16 protein-coding genes and 1 tRNA gene are annotated in these 17,158 nt (G+C 32.0%); 4 read left to right on the plus strand and 13 right to left on the minus strand.

Features of this window, described 5'->3' with window-relative positions:
• The 4 genes from ACW9JY_RS05550 to ACW9JY_RS05565 form a co-directional block, all read left to right on the plus strand.
• On the plus strand, positions 1 to 772 hold a 772-nt coding region (locus ACW9JY_RS05550; protein ID WP_457283645.1), incomplete at its 5' end, for a hypothetical protein.
• Between the two features lie 53 nt (positions 773 to 825).
• Positions 826 to 1,899 (plus strand): tetratricopeptide repeat protein, encoded by a 1,074-nt coding sequence (locus tag ACW9JY_RS05555; RefSeq protein WP_457283646.1) that lies wholly within the window; start codon positions 826 to 828, stop codon positions 1,897 to 1,899.
• A gap of 74 nt (positions 1,900 to 1,973) precedes the next feature.
• Positions 1,974 to 2,049 (plus strand) — tRNA-Gly (locus ACW9JY_RS05560).
• A 53-nt stretch (positions 2,050 to 2,102) separates the two neighbouring features.
• Positions 2,103 to 2,651, plus strand: a complete 549-nt coding sequence (locus tag ACW9JY_RS05565) for an RsmD family RNA methyltransferase (RefSeq protein ID WP_457283647.1) — start codon at positions 2,103 to 2,105, stop codon at positions 2,649 to 2,651.
• 188 nt (positions 2,652 to 2,839) lie between these two features.
• Here ACW9JY_RS05565 and ACW9JY_RS05570 read toward each other — a convergent pair whose 3' ends face one another.
• The 13 genes from ACW9JY_RS05570 to ACW9JY_RS05630 all read right to left on the minus strand — a co-directional run bounded on the left by ACW9JY_RS05570 (position 2,840) and on the right by ACW9JY_RS05630 (position 17,150).
• Positions 2,840 to 4,042 (minus strand): alkaline phosphatase, encoded by a 1,203-nt coding sequence (locus ACW9JY_RS05570; protein ID WP_457283648.1) that lies wholly within the window; start codon positions 4,040 to 4,042, stop codon positions 2,840 to 2,842.
• A gap of 18 nt (positions 4,043 to 4,060) precedes the next feature.
• The gene (locus tag ACW9JY_RS05575; protein ID WP_457283649.1) at positions 4,061 to 4,903 is read right to left on the minus strand and encodes a hypothetical protein; all 843 of its coding nucleotides are present in this window, start codon (positions 4,901 to 4,903) and stop codon (positions 4,061 to 4,063) included.
• 10 nt (positions 4,904 to 4,913) lie between these two features.
• A complete protein-coding gene (locus tag ACW9JY_RS05580; protein ID WP_457283650.1) occupies positions 4,914 to 5,876 on the minus strand; it encodes a calcium/sodium antiporter in 963 nt (320 codons plus the stop codon).
• A complete protein-coding gene (gene lgt, locus ACW9JY_RS05585; protein ID WP_103076500.1) occupies positions 5,877 to 6,776 on the minus strand; it encodes a prolipoprotein diacylglyceryl transferase in 900 nt (299 codons plus the stop codon). It abuts the gene before it with no gap.
• A 36-nt stretch (positions 6,777 to 6,812) separates the two neighbouring features.
• Complete coding sequence (gene recG / locus ACW9JY_RS05590) at positions 6,813 to 9,158, minus strand: ATP-dependent DNA helicase RecG (protein ID WP_457283651.1); 2,346 nt, start codon at positions 9,156 to 9,158, stop codon at positions 6,813 to 6,815.
• A 43-nt stretch (positions 9,159 to 9,201) separates the two neighbouring features.
• The gene (locus ACW9JY_RS05595) at positions 9,202 to 9,453 is read right to left on the minus strand and encodes a hypothetical protein (RefSeq protein WP_103076502.1); all 252 of its coding nucleotides are present in this window, start codon (positions 9,451 to 9,453) and stop codon (positions 9,202 to 9,204) included.
• Positions 9,453 to 12,077: an O-antigen ligase family protein gene (locus ACW9JY_RS05600; RefSeq protein ID WP_457283652.1), complete on the minus strand. Its 2,625-nt coding sequence runs from the start codon at positions 12,075 to 12,077 to the stop codon at positions 9,453 to 9,455. Before ACW9JY_RS05600 ends, ACW9JY_RS05595 begins: the two co-directional genes overlap by 1 nt.
• Before the next feature lie 190 nt (positions 12,078 to 12,267).
• On the minus strand, positions 12,268 to 13,635 hold the full coding sequence (locus ACW9JY_RS05605) for an N-acetylmuramoyl-L-alanine amidase family protein (protein ID WP_457283653.1): 1,368 nt from the start codon (positions 13,633 to 13,635) through the stop codon (positions 12,268 to 12,270).
• Positions 13,632 to 14,657 (minus strand): protein-glutamate methylesterase/protein-glutamine glutaminase, encoded by a 1,026-nt coding sequence (locus ACW9JY_RS05610; protein WP_457283671.1) that lies wholly within the window; start codon positions 14,655 to 14,657, stop codon positions 13,632 to 13,634. The genes ACW9JY_RS05605 and ACW9JY_RS05610 overlap by 4 nt, the downstream gene beginning before the upstream one ends.
• A gap of 57 nt (positions 14,658 to 14,714) precedes the next feature.
• Positions 14,715 to 15,170 carry a diacylglycerol kinase family protein gene (locus tag ACW9JY_RS05615; RefSeq protein WP_103076506.1) on the minus strand — a complete coding sequence of 152 codons (456 nt, stop codon included), beginning with the start codon at positions 15,168 to 15,170 and terminating at the stop codon, positions 14,715 to 14,717.
• Positions 15,163 to 15,774 (minus strand): 2-oxoacid:acceptor oxidoreductase family protein, encoded by a 612-nt coding sequence (locus tag ACW9JY_RS05620; protein ID WP_103076507.1) that lies wholly within the window; start codon positions 15,772 to 15,774, stop codon positions 15,163 to 15,165. The genes ACW9JY_RS05615 and ACW9JY_RS05620 overlap by 8 nt, the downstream gene beginning before the upstream one ends.
• Positions 15,771 to 16,604 carry a 2-oxoacid:ferredoxin oxidoreductase subunit beta gene (locus ACW9JY_RS05625; RefSeq protein ID WP_103076508.1) on the minus strand — a complete coding sequence of 278 codons (834 nt, stop codon included), beginning with the start codon at positions 16,602 to 16,604 and terminating at the stop codon, positions 15,771 to 15,773. Before ACW9JY_RS05625 ends, ACW9JY_RS05620 begins: the two co-directional genes overlap by 4 nt.
• 36 nt (positions 16,605 to 16,640) lie before the next feature.
• Positions 16,641 to 17,150 carry a deoxycytidylate deaminase gene (locus tag ACW9JY_RS05630; RefSeq protein WP_211287791.1) on the minus strand — a complete coding sequence of 170 codons (510 nt, stop codon included), beginning with the start codon at positions 17,148 to 17,150 and terminating at the stop codon, positions 16,641 to 16,643.
• Positions 17,151 to 17,158 lie beyond the last annotated feature (8 nt).

The raw sequence follows: 17,158 nt of genomic DNA on the forward strand, positions 1-17,158 counted from the left end.
TTCTTACATGATACCAGATTATTTAATCATTTGTTCATATTTCATTTTTTCTACCCACACTTTTTGGAAGAGAACCATATTTTCAAACAAAATTATGGGAGGATTACTATTTAACAACAAATACTATATATCTACCATTGATGGTATATACATTTTGAATGAAAACGGCAAAATTGATAAAATTAATTCAGAAATACCTTCTAAAGGTACCGAAATTTACTATTTACCAAGTATAGAGTTTTTAAGTGTAGAATATGAATCAAACAATTGTAACGTTTATCTCAACGATTCCTTGATAAATCAAGGCAGCAATTTTATATCTTTAAAAGTAATAAATGGGGAAATATATGTCATCTTTGAGGATAAAATAACAAAACTACAAAATAAAGATGTCGTAGAATTAATAAATACTTCCACCATTCAAGAAGTTTTAGAAACTCAGTTTGGGGAGATTACTGATTTTGCTTTATATAACAACAATTATTTTATTTTATTTTCAAATTATAAATTAGTTCTTTGGAATAGTTCAAAAAATGGATTACAACTTATAGAAGACGGAAATATAGGAAGATTAAAATTACAAATATTTAATGATAAATTATTTGTTTTCGGAAAAGATTATGTGAGCTACATACTTTTAAAAGAAGCTACTTTTCCTGGTTTTTTCCAAAGATTTGAAAGACACATAATTGATGTCCTTATCGATAAAAACGGCAAAGGATGGATAGTCACCAAAAATAACCGAATTGAAATAATTACATTTTCTTTGTGAGGTGAATCATCGTTAAGAAAGTACTCACTCTGTTGATAATTCTGCTCCAAATAATGTTGATATTTGCTGATAATTACGAAGTTGCCTACGAATACTATATGAATGGCTTAAAGTACTATAGAAATGCCCAATATGATTTGGCTCAAGATTTTTTTGAAGAAGCTTTGCAACTATCACCTAGATTAGAAAGTGAAATACCCGATATAAAATTGTATTTAGGGTTATCTGCATTTCACAACAAAGATTACGCTACAGCTAAAATATATTTGCAGCCATTTAAGGATATTCCTATTGTGGATGAAGCTCTAAGAGTTATTGAATCTTTACCCTCCGAATCAGATGCTTTCGACGCTTCAAATCTAAAAATCAACAATACTCAATCTCCTGAAAAAGAACAGCAAAATTTTAATTTTTTAACCTTTTTTACTATAATGTTAATAATATTTGTTATTTCCTTGGCGGCCTCATTTTTTACCGTTTTTTTGATACGTAAACATGTCTCTTTTGAAAAAAAAGAAAATGAGTTAAATGATTTGAAAATACTAACCAATATAGACAAAGTTGAAACCCAAGAAATCAAATACAAAACAATAGACCAATTTGATGAACCACACATAAAAAAAGTTTGGAAAGTATCATCCCCTTTAAAAAAACTTATAGGGATAACTTCAAATGAAGATGTTTCTCCAAATGAAAATAACGTATCGAAAGGTCCCAAGGAAGGAAAACTAAATGAGATAGAAAACCTTGAAAACAAACTTGATAAAGATATAAACGATATCTTAAAAGAATCAAACCTTGAAGAGATAGAGGAAATTCTAAATGAGTTAGAAGGTAATGGTGAAAAAAATAGCATTCAAGAAGCAGATACTCTTGAAGAGGAAAGTAATGAAAAAAACCAAGAAGAATATTCTCACTTGGAAGATGCTATAAAACCTGATTCTGAGATAAAAAATAACTTTTCTTCGATAATGGAAAAAGAAGAAAAAGAATTATCATTTGAAGATGATCTAGATAATGACTTATTTGATATAATTAAGGAATTAGAAACAAAAAATCTTTCTCAAAATAATTTACAAAAATTCTTTCATAAATTATTTTATGATGTTAACAAGGAAAAAATATAATCAAAATATGAAATATTGATTTTCTTTATAATTATTGGTATAATATATTTGATCAAAAGTAAAGAATGTCAGATGCGGATGTGGCTCAGTTGGTAGAGCTCCAGCTTCCCAAGCTGGGAGTCGCGGGTTCGAGTCCCGTCATCCGCTCCAAAAATTGAAAGGGGCTAAATGAAGCTCCTTTTTTGTTTGAATGAGGTGTAAAGATGGCTTTGAAGATTGAAAGTGGCAAATTTAAGAATATTACTATAGAAACAGTTGATGATCGTAGGACAAGATACACGCCTGCTACTTTAAGAAGGGCTTTAATGAGCATTTTTGATTTTTCAGGTGCTAACTTTTTGGAGTTTTTTGCAGGTAGCGGCATAATGAGTTTTGAAGTTTTAAGTAATGGGGCAAAAAGCTCCACAATGGTGGATATTTCGTCTAAAGCGGTGAGCTCGATTTTAAAAAACGCTGAATCTTTAGGGGTACTAAGTAATATAAAAGTTATAAAATCAGATTTTAGAAAATCTATTACAAAACTTTCAGCCGAACAGTTTGATTACATATTTGCTGATCCACCATTTAACAATCATTATGTCCAAGAGTTTTTGAAATTCATAGATTCAAATATATCTTTAATTAGAAAAAGGGGCTATATCATTATTGAAAAACATAAAAATGAAAAAATTGATTATATACCCAAAAATTTGATTAGGGAAGAAGTAAGAGATTACGGTGATATTGAAATTCTAATCTTTTTTAAATCTTAAAAAAAGGGCCTTAATAAGGCCCTAATTTGGAAATGAATTCTTCCGGGGACAGAACACTCCAGGAGGGAGGGTAACCTACAAAAGTGCTCTGTAGAGATATTATACATCATGAAATTTTTTTCTCAAAACCCAATTATAGGCAATTACTTTCAATTAATAGCGATTAAAGCCGTTTAACTCCATTTAAGTCAATAAATCTCAAAAATTGAAAAAATCTCATTATTTGATATTATATTTTTATCAAAGGGAACGTTGGAAAAAAGAGGTACATAATCTAATGTATGTCCAAAAGTGCCCCAATTTACACCTACAGGATCGTTTAATACATCATAAAAACTTCTAACCACAGACGATTGATAACTTACATTTTTTCCTGAATTCTTTGTATAGTAAAATTCTTTTTCTAAATCAAGTTTTAACCCTAATTTTTCTTGAAACTCTTCATAATTCTTAGATTGGTTAAATGTACTTATCATCTTTTCATAAGAAAAAGCACTGGGTTGAAACTTATTAAGAGCTAAAAAACCATCACCTAAACTCAACCCACCCGTTGAATGATCTGCAGTCACTATGATCAAGGTATCTTGAGGATATTGCTTATAAAAATCGATAGCAACCTTCACTGCCTTGTCAAAATCTAATATTTCGTTTATCATTGAATAAGTATCATGTGCATGTGCAGCGTGATCGATTCTTCCCCCTTCTATTAAAATGAAAAAAGGAGAACCATTAAATTTACTCAATGCATAATTTAACGTTTCTTCTAACGTTACTCTGTTTGGATCATCCGTTAAAAAGGGGAAATTCCCATAATATAACATAACAATTTCATCATCAAGAGACGGAATCCTATCAAGTGTTTCTGTGTAAAAATATCCGTACTCTTTTGTGTTGCTATCCTTAAGATAAGCTTTTCCTCCCCCTATGAAAAGATCAAAATTACTTTCTAAAAGATCTTGCGTTATCTTTTGGTAATCTTTTCTATTTTCAACGAAAGCATAAGCACCCGCCGGGGTAGCATCAATGATGGTGTTGGTTGTTATGACACCAATTTTGTACCCTTGTTTTTTTAGTTCATAAGTAATGGGAAGTATTTTTTCATCATCAGGATTAATGTTTATTCTATCGTTGTAGGTTTTTTCTTTAGATAAAATTGCTGTTATGGCTGCTGCTGAATCCGTTACACCATTCATCGAAGAAGTTTCAACCATTCCATAGTAAGGTAATTCTAGGATGTGTAGTTGATCTGTGTATAAATATTGCTTATACATATTAGATAACTGCATGTGTGGAATTCCCATTCCATCAGCTATAAACAAAAAAACATAGTCAAATGAAAAAGAAAGATAAACTAAAAGAGTAATGAGAAAAACCAACAAAATTTTTTTCACTTTTAACACCTTCATTGTTTAATTAATGTTTTCAAATAAATTTTCAAAACTTTTATCATCTAATCTATCAAAATTATTTAAAATATATCTTTCTATATCAAATATTTTTTCTTTGTCAAAATCCAATCTTTCCAGGAAGGATATTACACTTTCTCCATAAGGCTCATCATAAAAACCTGTTTTTTTTAGTTCAAGTTCTTCAAAATACTGCTCTGAAGAAACCTCTCTAAGAAACAATAATGAATTGGTTTCTGCTAAGATTTCGTGCCAAGTATCCTTTGGGGAGGCTTTCACCTTGTAACCGAAAAAATAATGGGATAACTCATGAACTAAATCCTTGATAGAATTAACAACGTAAATACTTGGCAAAACTTGAAAAGACCTACTTTGATTCATATAAAGAATATACAAGGGTTCATTGATCTCTGAAACATTTTCCAAAAAATCTTTAGATTCAACAATCCATTTCTCTAACCATTTTTCGTTATAGAAAACATTATCTAAGTTATAAAGAGTATTTTTGTTTTTTAAATAAACTATTGCCGACAAATCGTTGCTCTGTTTTTGAACTAAAGAATCTCCATTTTGTCGCGATAAAAAACCGTTTTGTACATTTAACAAAATAAACTCCTCAAAAGGTATTTCTTCGTAAAAAAAGATAGTTTTCTCTTTAAAGGTATATTGAATGTCATCATAGAAAATTACCTTTGTTAAACCTGTTGAAAAAATTCTAATATTGTTATCTTCTTCATCAACTAAAGTAACCGGATAAAAGAAAAAAAATAGAAATAAAATAAAAACAAAAATGACAAGTAAAGTCCTTTTCTTATTATCGATGCCCATCTTAATTCCTTTCTTCACACTTTAAAAATTATCCAATTCTTATGCTAATTATTATGTAGATTACATACAAAGAAAATAGTATGGAACCTAAACCTCTTCCAACTTTTCTATCTTTTTTCATCATCGTACCAAGCAACAAGACCAATGCCAGTAACAGCCCATAAGAAACATCAAAAGTAACTGGTCTATCTGCCTTGGCGCCATTTATTAGTGCTGATATACCTAATATGGCAGCGACGTTGAATGTATTAGAACCAACTATATTTCCCATCACTATATCATCTGAATGTTTGATCGCTGCAACAATAGCGGTAACTAATTCTGGAAGAGAAGTCCCAATCGCAACTATAGTTACCCCTATCAAAGATTCTGAGATTCCAATATTTTTAGCAAATATAACTGAATTGTTTACCGTCAATTCTCCTCCTATTATCAACATAGCCAACCCTAATGCAGAGAAAGTAATTATTTTAGCCCAAGACTCTTCCTTTTCGACTTTTTTCATTTCGTCGCTTTCGACAAGTTGTTTCCTCATTTGTTGATCATTTTTTGCCATATAATAGAGATAAGCCATAAAAATAAGCAGAAAGGTTATCAGTATCATACCATCGTATCTAGTTAAAACACTATTCCCTTCCATTATCATTGCAAATATAACCACTGAAATAATGACTAAAAAAGGCATTTCTATATTTACTGTAGATTTTTGAACTTTTGTTGGGGAGATTAAAAAAGAGATTCCTAAAATTAATCCAATATTCGCGACGTTGGATCCAAGAACATTTCCTAATCCTACACTAGCCCCTTTTATTGACGAAGAAATTGTAACAACTAATTCAGGCGCACTGGTACCAAATGCCACCACCGTCAAACCTGCAAACAGCTCAGAAACACCTACTTTTCTTGTTAATCCAAGGGCTCCTTCTATTAACCTATCTGCCCCTCTTATTAAGAGAAAAATACCTAAAGCTATTAATAGAATATTTATCAATCAATATTCACTCCTTTTTTCAACGATTTCTCTTTTGTTTCTTAGGTATACAAAAAGCAAAGAACCTAATACTATCAATATTAAGCTTATAACTACTGCAACGCGAAAATCCCCAATGTAGAGACTATCCGTTCTTAACCTTTCAATCGGGATTCGCCCGATAGAATAAAGAATTAAATACAGAGCGGTGACTTCTCCATATGTTTTTCTCTTATTTCTAATAAAATAAAACAATATTAGAAATACTAACAAATTCCAGGCAGATTCATATAAGAATGTTGGATGAAAATATTCATAGGCTTCATACCCTGGCATTCGATCAGGTAAAGAAATGTACATCTTCCATGGAAGATTTGTCGGTGAACCATATGCTTCATGGTTGAAAAAATTGCCCCATCTTCCAATAGCTTGAGCTAACGGTAAAACAAAAGTGAATAAATCTAACCCTTGCAGGAAGGTAAAGGTACATTTTTTTTTCAACTGCGTATACAAAAAAACTACTAAAAAAGCAGCCAGTATCGCTCCATGTATAGCCATTCCTCCATGCCATATCTTAAAAATTTCTGAAGGATTTCGAGAGAAGTATTCAAAATTAAAAAGAACATAATATAATCTTGCTCCTATAATACCAAATATAATTCCCAAAGAAACTGCGGTGAAAAGATCGTCTTCGTTTATTTTTTCTCTTTCAGCTTCTTTCTGAGCAATAAATGTTGCCAACAGTATCGATGAAGCGATTAACAGTCCATACCATCTTATTTCTAATGGACCAACCGTAACTAAAACTGGACTGAAATACCATTCCCCAGAAAAACTCTTTGGTAAAACAACTATACAAATAACTAAAAAAGAGGTTATCGAAACCCACAAAGTGTTTAAAAAGACTTTATCCTTTTTCATATTCATCCTCCTAAAGCCTTCCAAAACTAAAAATCTCTATAGTACATTGACCAAATGTATTGAATCTCCATATCTTGCTTGCAATTCGTGTTTTAAATTAGGATATCTATCGAAACTTTGGATAGAAGATAAAAAAAGTTCTACCGTTTTTCTTGAACTTTCTATAATATTCATATCTTCGACTAAATCTAAAAATTTAAATTCCGGCATCCCATGCTGTTCCACTCCAAAGAATTTGCCTGGTCCCCTCCATTTTAAGTCAATTTCTGCTACTTCAAAACCATCTAACGTCTTAGAAAAGGAGTTCATTTTACTTTTTATCTCATTGTTGGCATCATCATCTATTACTAAAAAGCAATAAGACTGTTTATCACTTCTGCCCACTCTTCCTCTGAGCTGATGCAATTGAGATAATCCAAAACGATCCGGATGTTCTATGACCATTACCGTTGCATCAGGGATATCTATCCCCACTTCTACTACCGATGTCGAAACTAATATATCATATTCTTTTTGAACAAATTTGTCCATAACGTCATTTTTTTCTGAAGATGAAAGCCTCCCATGTAAAAGTCCCACTTTATATTTTTCAAATACTTTATTTAACTCTTCATACATACTTATCGCGTTTTTTAATTCTAAGGCTTCAGATTCTTCTATCAAAGGATACACGAAAAAAACTTGATTCCCCTGATCTAATTCTTCTTTAACGAACTCATACAAACTTTTCCTGTTGGATTCAGCTACAAGTATTGTTTTAATAGGCCTTCTTCCTTTAGGCATTTCATCAATTAAGCTAACATCTAAGTCACCATAAAAAGTCATTGCTAAAGTTCTAGGAATAGGAGTAGCAGTCATAACCAAAATATCAGGATGATTCCCTTTTTTAATGAGTTCCAGTCTTTGATTCACTCCAAATCTATGTTGTTCATCAATAACCACCAACCCTAGTTTTTTAAATTCTACATCTTGTTGAATAATTGCATGGGTACCAACTACAACATTAATTTCTCCTGTCTTTAACTTTTCTTTAATTAATACTTTATCGCTTTCCTTGGTATCTCCCGTTAACAAAGCTACTTTTAAACCTAACGACTCTAAATCTTTTGATAGTCTTTTAAACTGTTGTTTTGATAAAACAGAGGTGGGGTTCATAACCGCCGCTTGATAACCAGATTCACAGACATCTATAATCGCTAGTTCTGAAACAACGGTTTTACCAGAACCAACATCCCCTTGTAAAAGTCTGTTCATAGGATATGGGGAAATTAAATCTTTTCTAATTTCCTCATAACTTCTTTTTTGGGCTTGAGTGAGTTCAAAATTTAAAGTCTTGAGAAATTTTTTTGATAATTCTCCTTTTATCTCCTTCTTCTCACCTTTTTTCATTTCTTTCATCTTTAATTTCAGATAGATCATTGCTAGCTCAAATAAAATTGCCTCTTCGTATTTTAAAGAGTACCAAGCCCTTTCTTTATGATAAATGCTTAAAGGAAAATGGATTCCTTTTATTCGCTTTTTCAAATCTAATAAGTTGAACCCTTGAACGAATTCTTCAGGTAAAAATTCCTCTAAAAAATATGTCTGTTGAATAGCTTCTTTTGCTATTTTTCGCATAATTGTTTGGAAGATACCAGACGTCAATGGATAAACTGGCAGAATTTCTCTTTTGAAATCCTCCTCACTTTTGATCACTTGAAAATCTGGAGACTTCATCTGTTTCATACCATATGAATACTCTATCCTCCCATAAAAAGCAGACTTCACACCTCTTTTTAAATAAGATTTAACATAATCCTGGTTGAAAAAAGTAACAATTATGACCCCAGTGTCATCTTCCACTGAAAAGTTGTAAATAGTTAAACCCTTATTTATTTTTACTTCTTCACTTTTCACTACGTTTCCTATTATTACGACTTTTTCATTCTCTTTGGCGTTAAATATTTTAACAACCTTTCTTCTGTCTTCGTAATCCCGAGGTGGATAGTAAAAGAAATCTTTTAATGAATAAATACCTAATTTATTTAAAATTAAGGCCCTTTTCGCTCCTACCTTTTTTATATATTTTATATCGGTGAGTGGCGCCAATTTTTTTTCTGGTTTTACTGAGACTTCATCAACTAAATACCGCTCTTTTAAAATCTTTAAAGAGTCTTTTAAACCTTCTAGACGTTTTTCCTTGCGTTTTTCTGGCAATGTTTCAAGAGGTTTTATATAAGCCAGAATCTTCTTAACATCTTCCAAAAGGCCATTTTCTTTAATTATTTTGAAATTATTTTTTGCGATGCTATAAAAACTTGGGAAGATCTCTTCCCAAGTTATCATTCCCTTTTCTTTCAATTGAACTACATAATCAAAAGAATTTATAACTTCTTCAATCATTGCTCTTGAAAACTCCTATTCTTTGAAAAAATATTTTTCAAAGTTACTCTATAACTTTCTTTATAATGATTTTCTTATCTTTCTTATAAATTTCATATCCATTCAATTCAGCTTCTTCAATTTGGTCATCTTCTATAAAAGGTATAACTTTCATCAAAGAAGAATTTTCAACGTAGAAATCCTTCAGGCTACCTTCAAGTGTGTATCCATAAGAGTTTATTTTCAAATAAGCAGAAAATACAATCAAAAACCAACTCAAAGATATCAACAACAAAAACGTCATTACTTTGATCATTACTTTACCATCCTTCTTGTGAAAAATTCGTAATCACTGAAGAAACTTTCGATTCTATCTTGATATCTAGAATAATTGGGTGATCCTTCTTCTTTTAAACTCTTGTAATAGTTATAAACAGCTTTATAATTGCTAACAATGTTTTCTACTAGTTGATTTTTTAAATTTTCATCTCTCAAAGTTGAATATAACTCAGATAACAATTTTAATGAACTATCTGGTATCCCTCTAGATTTTTGGGCCATGTAATAATCTGCTTCTCCCTCTTTTTGAGTAATGAAAACTATTTTGTTTATTAATTCATCTTGTGGATATATATTTATCAGCCTTACGGTTAACAGCAAATATTCATAATAAACATCTTCCCATTCAGGAAACCTATTCCAACCCCCAGGAAGGATGTATATAGCTTGCTGCTCCCAATGATGAAAATTATTGTAAGCCTCGTCTTGAAGTTTTTCTACTGTCTTTAACTTATCTAGTGGAATGTAATCCTTTAGCTGTTCGTATAGAATTACGATGTTATAATATATTCTGCCTATTAATCTATAGGCATTCTTTTCATTGAATGATAAATATGAATATTCCAACTGATTTATTCCATCGTATAGGGTTTGAATTTTTAAAGTAATTTGTTTGGCGTTGTTGTTTGTATCGGTGGAATAAATCGGTTCTACGGTGTCTCTTAAAATATTATCAGGAAATGGCATTAAATCCATTGCACCTTCGAACTCTTCGATCATAAAATCGTAACCGTCGATTTCTTTTTCAAATATTTTAGGTAAATCTTCATAAGTAAGGGAATTCTGCCGAATGCTAGACGTCAAAAGTTGAGACAGGTAAAATGCCGATTTGCCGAAATTCGGATTCCATTTTAATGATTTCTGGAAATATTCAAAGGCATTCTTATAGCTTTGTTCTGCTCTATTCTCGTATGATAACTGCATATTTTTATAATCTTCTATCTGTGTGTCTATCTGGTTTATACTTTGAGTTATCCTTTGAAAATTCACACTCCCTGGAGTGTAATTCATCAATTGTTTTTGAAGACTGGATTTTTGAGCTTCAAGTTGGCTTATAATATTTGGTATTTGACTTTCAGTAGCGTTAATAAGAGATACCATTGAATTGTATTCACGATTTCCTTTAACGAAAAAAGCTTCTGATGTAACTTCGTTTATTTTGTAATACGACGCCACTATTCCAACCAAAACTAAAGGAATAATCACAACCTGACTATTTTTGATATTAAAGCTTTTCACATGTGAATTGAACTGTTCTGATACAGCACTTGAGAGGATAAATACACTTAATATAAGGTTTGGATGCATGTGAAATGCAAACTCTGTGAATGCATGGATTGCCATGACTGCGGCGCTCCATCCAAATAAGGGGAATAAAAGGCTCTTGTTGTCATCATCTTTTTCAAGTTTTAGAACTTTAAAATATATCACCATTAAACTTACGAGCATTAACAATATTGAAGAGAAACCTAAAATACCTGTCTCTCCCAACACTTGTAGATAATCGTTGTGAGCTCTTTTGAAGTTATTCCATGCATATAAAAATCTCTCAGGATTTTCCGCTTGTACCTCAGCTAGGTAATGAACTGCATAAACGGGATATGTATTTATTCCACTTCCGATTATAAAATGGTTTTTATGATTCTCATCTGCAAATTGTTTTACAGCGGAGAGCCAGGACAAACTTCTTTCATCCCAAGAAGAAACAGAAGCCATAGCTGCGAAGCGGTCTGCCGCTATCACCTCTCCACCCCTGTTGAATGGCGTTTCAAAATTAAACATAAGGAATAAAAAGGCTAAAACAGATAAAACCAGAATTATCCATATTTTAAACTCTTTACTTTTTACATAATTTTTCAAGGTATCTTTTTTATTGGAAATGAGAAAAGATATTATAGTGAATCCTAATCCAACAAAGGTGGCAAGGTAAATAGAACGAGTTTGTGCTAACAAAACAACCCAATACATTATAAAAACATTCGCTAAAGCATATATTCTAATGTAGATACTCGTATTCTTTCTCAAAGTAAAATATATAGAAATTGGTAATAGCTGTGCCAAATAGTCTGAAACAAAATTAGGGTTCCCGATAGTCGTTCTTAAGGCTATTCTTTGAGAAGGGTCTCCATACTTACCAAAGAACAAATCAAAGCCTAAAAACTTGTTCAAAAGCCCATCTATGGCTATAACAGTTCCCGTAACCATAAAAATAAAAAGACCATATTCGATGAATTTAAAATCCTTCCCAAAACGCGTTGTAACTACATACGAAAAAAAAGCAATAAGCACTATGTAGAAGGCTACTCCAGCTGACGTAGGTAGGTAATATTTATTCTCTATGTAAACTGATATCAAAGATAAAAAGGCAGAAATACTGAAAAAAGATAAAAAAATGTGTGAATAAGTGAACTTTATTGAAATAGGTTTAGAAAAGTATTTAAACAAATAATAAATTAAAATAAAAACCATGAATAAAGAAAAAACCAAATGTTTTTGAGTAGAGTACTCATAAACCAAATTGGGTACCATTAAAAAAGGTATTAAAGCAAACAAAACAAGAAAAATCAATATATCAGTAGGAATTTTTGCCTTCTCTTGCAAATAAATTAACCTCCTTTTTGGTTCGCCGGTTTGTGCGAACCAATTAATCAAAATAGATTTAAAATTCTTCTGGGGGTTTGGTTTGCCGGTTTTCTAAACGATGTTTTTTAATTGTTTTACGGTTTTTAAAAAGGTTTTAGGGGCTTGGGGTTTACCCCAACGTTTGGGTTGGGGGCCCACCCCCAACGCCCTATTTTAGACCAAAAAAGTCAATAACTGCGTTTTTAATAATTTCTGCAAAAACTTCCACATAGTCCCCATTCGTAAATTCATCTACTACTTGAGGATTACTGATAAATTCCATTTCAAATAAAACTGCGGGACTCCTAGTATAAGCCAAAACAGCGAACTCCGCCGTATGAACGCCCCTAAATTTAACCCCATTTACATTCAAATAACTTGCCAATATATTGGCAAACTTCTCACTTTCATCTAGACTGTTTTCTTTATCCGTCACCCATGTTTCTATAAGATTTTTATCAGTATTCAAATCTAAATTTTCCCGGTAGGCTATTCTTCTTGCATATGCGCTTTCTGAAAAATCAAAATAGTAAACCTCTGATCCGTAAACTGAAGAATCTTGAGGATAATCATTCAAGTGTAAACTAATGAATAAATCTGCACCTTTTTCATTAGAAAAAACTGCTCTATCGTGTAAATCAACGTATACATCGTTTGTTCTAGTCAGATAAACGTTAATACTGTAAGGTTTCAAAAGTTCTTGAGCTCTTTTTGCTACTTTTAAAGCAATGTCTTTTTCAAAAGTTTGGTTAGGACCAACAGCTCCCGGATCTATCCCTCCATGACCTGGATCCAAGACCAAAACAGGCAAGGTGATTGTATCTTTAAAAGAAAGGTCTAATATGATTCTATTTTCTTCAATTAATTCTTCCAAATCAGCGGAGTTGTTCAGTTTTACTTGTATCCAAACTTCTGTTGGTGAATAGTGATATGCCTTTATGTAATTGATCTTGTTGTTGTATTCTTCATAGTAATAAGAATCAGGAATTTCGGCACCTTTTATCTTAATTAAATATCCGGATTTATTAACTAATGGGTATATTCCAACATCTTCAGGGCTTGAAGAAAGCTCTATTATTATTCTGGCATCAGTTTTTTGTATGATCGTTTTTATTGAACTTACTTGAGTTAGTGGCAGATTCAAGTAAACAGAAGAATCATTAGAAATGAGTTCTAAGTTGATCAACTTCGTTATCAACTCTGTAGTTATATAAATTTCTCCATCAACCACTTTTAGATCATTTGGATCGAAACGAATGGATTCGGTGCTGTTAATAATTGCTAAACTATTCTGGGGAAAAATAAAAACGTTCCATTTGCTGTCTTTTACGTAAATCAAAGTATCGTTATATACATCTAAAGTTCTTCCACTCTTTTCAGAAATAACTTTTAAACTAACATATAGATTTTCTCCATCTTCAAAATAGTAAGCCGGATCTACCTCTCTCCATTGAAAATAAAGCGTTTTTGCAAAGGTAGTAAAAGAGAGAAATAAAAAGCCAAAAATTATTAACAGCTGAATTACCCTTTTATTCATCTTTTTATCCCCCTTGATTGATCAGTTAAAATTTCTAATATCTTTTCTGCAATATCGTAATTTGGAAGAACAAAATCCGCATAACCTTCTTGGGCAACAATTTTTGGCATTCCATAAACCACGGAAGTTTCTTTCGACTCTGCTATAACCTTTCCACCGTAATGTTTAACTTTAAATGACCCTTTCGCACCGTCTCTTCCCATTCCTGTCAGAATAACTGCCAATGAGTTTTCTTTAAAAATTTCAGCAGCCAGATCAAAAGTGAAATCAGCAGAAGGTCGTACATTATTAATTTTATCGCTTTTATCTAAAAACAACTTTATTTTATGGTCCTCCTGTTTTAAACCCAAATGAAAATCCCCTGGAGCAATGTATACAACATTCTTTTGTAAAAATTCTCCCTCCTCAGCTTCTTTTACCTTCAAATTTGAAATTTTATCCAATCTATAAGCTAAAGAAGCTGTGAAACCTGCCGGCATGTGTTGAACAATAATTATTGGAACATTCAAATTTTCAGGTAGTTGCGGAATTATAACATCTAAAGAACGAGGTCCTCCCGTTGAACTTGCTATCAACACAACTTTTTCTCCCAATATATTTACTCTTGCACTTTTCTTTATCTTCTTGCTTCCAACAAAATGGATACTTTTCAATTTTTCGATAGAGACATTCATACTTTCTCTTATCTTTATCAGCAATTCATCTTGAACGTCTCTTATAGTCCAAGAGGTACTTCCAGCCGGTTTTTGAATGAAATCAAAAGCTCCCTTTTCTAAACATTCTATTGTAATAGAGGCTTCTTTTGAAGTCAAACTGCTTACCATAATAACTCTTGTTGGAGATTTTAACATTATCTCACTTAAAGCATCGAGCCCGTTTTTTTTAGGCATTTCAACATCTAAAGTAATCACGTCTGGATTTAAAGACAAAGCTTTTTCTACCGCTTCAATTCCATCTTTGGCTAATCCAACTACTTTCATGTCAGGTTCCTTGTCTATAATATCTTTTAGGACCATTCGCATGAAAGCAGAGTCATCAACTATTAAGACCCTTATTTGATCCAAGTATCTTCCTCCTCATTATTTTTCTGTTTTTTTATATATAAAGCCACATAAATTCAAAAAAAGCAAAAAAACTATTGCTAAAATTATACCATATTTAGGGTTCAGATTGAAAAAAGCATGACCGAAGATAATTATTCCAATTGCAACTGCGAAGATAGAAGTTATAAAAACCGATGCAGCAGAAACATCCTTAATTATCTTTACTGAAGAGCTATAAAAAGGATGAAGAAAATCCAACAGTTTCTCTGCTACGGTATTCACTGTTTCCATAATCAACACTAGCATAACTGTGAATATTAAAAGTATAAACTCAACTTCAGTTAAGTTGGCAAAAATAGCAACAATTAATACTATTAGTCCTATTAAACTTTGTATTCTAAAATTTCTTTGAGATTTATAAATTTCGATGAGCCCTTTCAAAGCATAAGAAAAACTACTTTTTAGACTCCTGTTTTCATTATTTCTATTCATAACCTTTCCCTAATTTTTTATACATTTTAGTTGACTCTAACGGATACCTTTTTTTGCATAAATCATAGCCAATTTTGATGGCTTTTTCATCAATTTCTATGTAATTTTTTGATACGTTCGATTTGACTTCTTCTATAAGACTTTCCAAACTTATTATCTGAGTTACTGAGCAAAGAACCCCTAACCCTATCATATTTGCCACATTTTTGTTTGATAATTCTTCTATAGCTATTTGTGAAGCTGGAACTTTGATTATTTTTTTGGTGATTCTTTCTACATACTGGGGTATATTTTCAACAAATTTTTCATCGTAGAATAAAATACCATTTCTTTTGAGATTCCCAATATGATTTAAACCAACATTATGCATCAAATACAATATATCAAAATTTTTAGCCTCGGGATAATCTATAGGTTCTTGATCAAAGAGCACATCACAATAAGAAAGTCCACCTCTCACCTGTGCACCATAATGTTGAGATTGAACAACCCAAAATCCTTCTTTTACCAGTGCTTTTGCAAATATTATTCCCATTAAGATGTTACCTTGACCGGCTTCTCCGCTGAATCTCACCGAATTAGGCGTACTTATTAAACTACTCATTTCGGTGATACCTCCTGTGAAACCAATTTTTTCCTTAATTTTTCATACCTATCAATGTAGCCTTCTTTTTCAACATTCAGAAATTCACCTATTATTATCTTATCTTTCAAGTCATTTTCATTCATATTTTTGGCTTTGCTCAACATAACAGAGTTATCTTTGAAATATTGCAACATTTGAGTAGGGCTTGTCATTTTGTTGTATCTTCCATAATAAGTATGACAATTTGTGACTATCTCAACAACTGACATACCTTTGTGTTTTAAGGCGTTTTCTATGTATTTAACTGATAACATGTAATGAAAAACGGTGGATCTAGCGACGTAAGTGGCACCAGAAGTTATTGCAAGATTAACTGCATCAAAATTGTTTTCTAAATTCCCATAAGGAGAAGTTGAAGCGTAGGTTCCAGTAGGAGTTTCAGGGGAATATTGTCCGCCTGTCATGCCATAAATAGAATTGTTGAAGATAATAACTGTTAGATCCATATTTCTACGGCAAGCATGAATGAAATGATTCCCACCTATTGCTAGTATATCTCCATCTCCTCCCATTACTACCACATTAAACTCTGGTTTTGCTAATTTAACTCCAGTTGCAAAGGCAACAGCCCTTCCATGGAGTGTGTGCATAGTGTTAAAATCAAGGTACCCAGTCACTCTTGAAGAACATCCTATTCCCGATATAACTGCCACCTTGTTTTTATCTAAACTTAAATTATCCACTGCTTCCACAAAATTTTTCATTATTATTCCATTACCACATCCGGGACACCACACATGAGTCATTCTGTCTTTTCTTAAATACTTAAAATATCTCTCTATAGGCATTTTATCCCACCTTTCAACTTTGGTATTTGATTTTGATCATTCGATAATTTTTGTTTGTATGTTGCACGTATTAAAAAACAATTGTGTTAGACTATCTGGATAGCCTTCTCTATAATAAACCTTCTTGATGCCGGCATTTATTATCAACCTGGCACATACGGAACAAGGTTGATGCGTGATATAAATTGATGCGTTATCAGTACTAATCCCAAATTTAGCGGCTTGCATCAAGGCATTTTGTTCTGCATGAAGACCGTAACAAATTTCTTGGTTTTCCCCACTTTTTATACCTAAGTCGTCTCTTATACAACCTATATCATCGCAGTGAGGAAAACCAGATGGTGGTTGATTGTAACCAGTCGCTAAGATCCTTTTTTCTTTTACTATTACGGCTCCAACCTTTCTATGCAAACAGGTAGACCTTTTACTTACCAAATCCGCCACTTCCATAAAATATTTGTCCCAGTCTTTCCTTTCTTTGAATAAATTGGGATCATTAAAATTTTTATTTTTCAAATAACTTTCAACTTCGTCCTTCTTACCCAAGAAAAAGC

This window comes from Petrotoga sp. DB-2 (genome assembly GCF_054051725.1).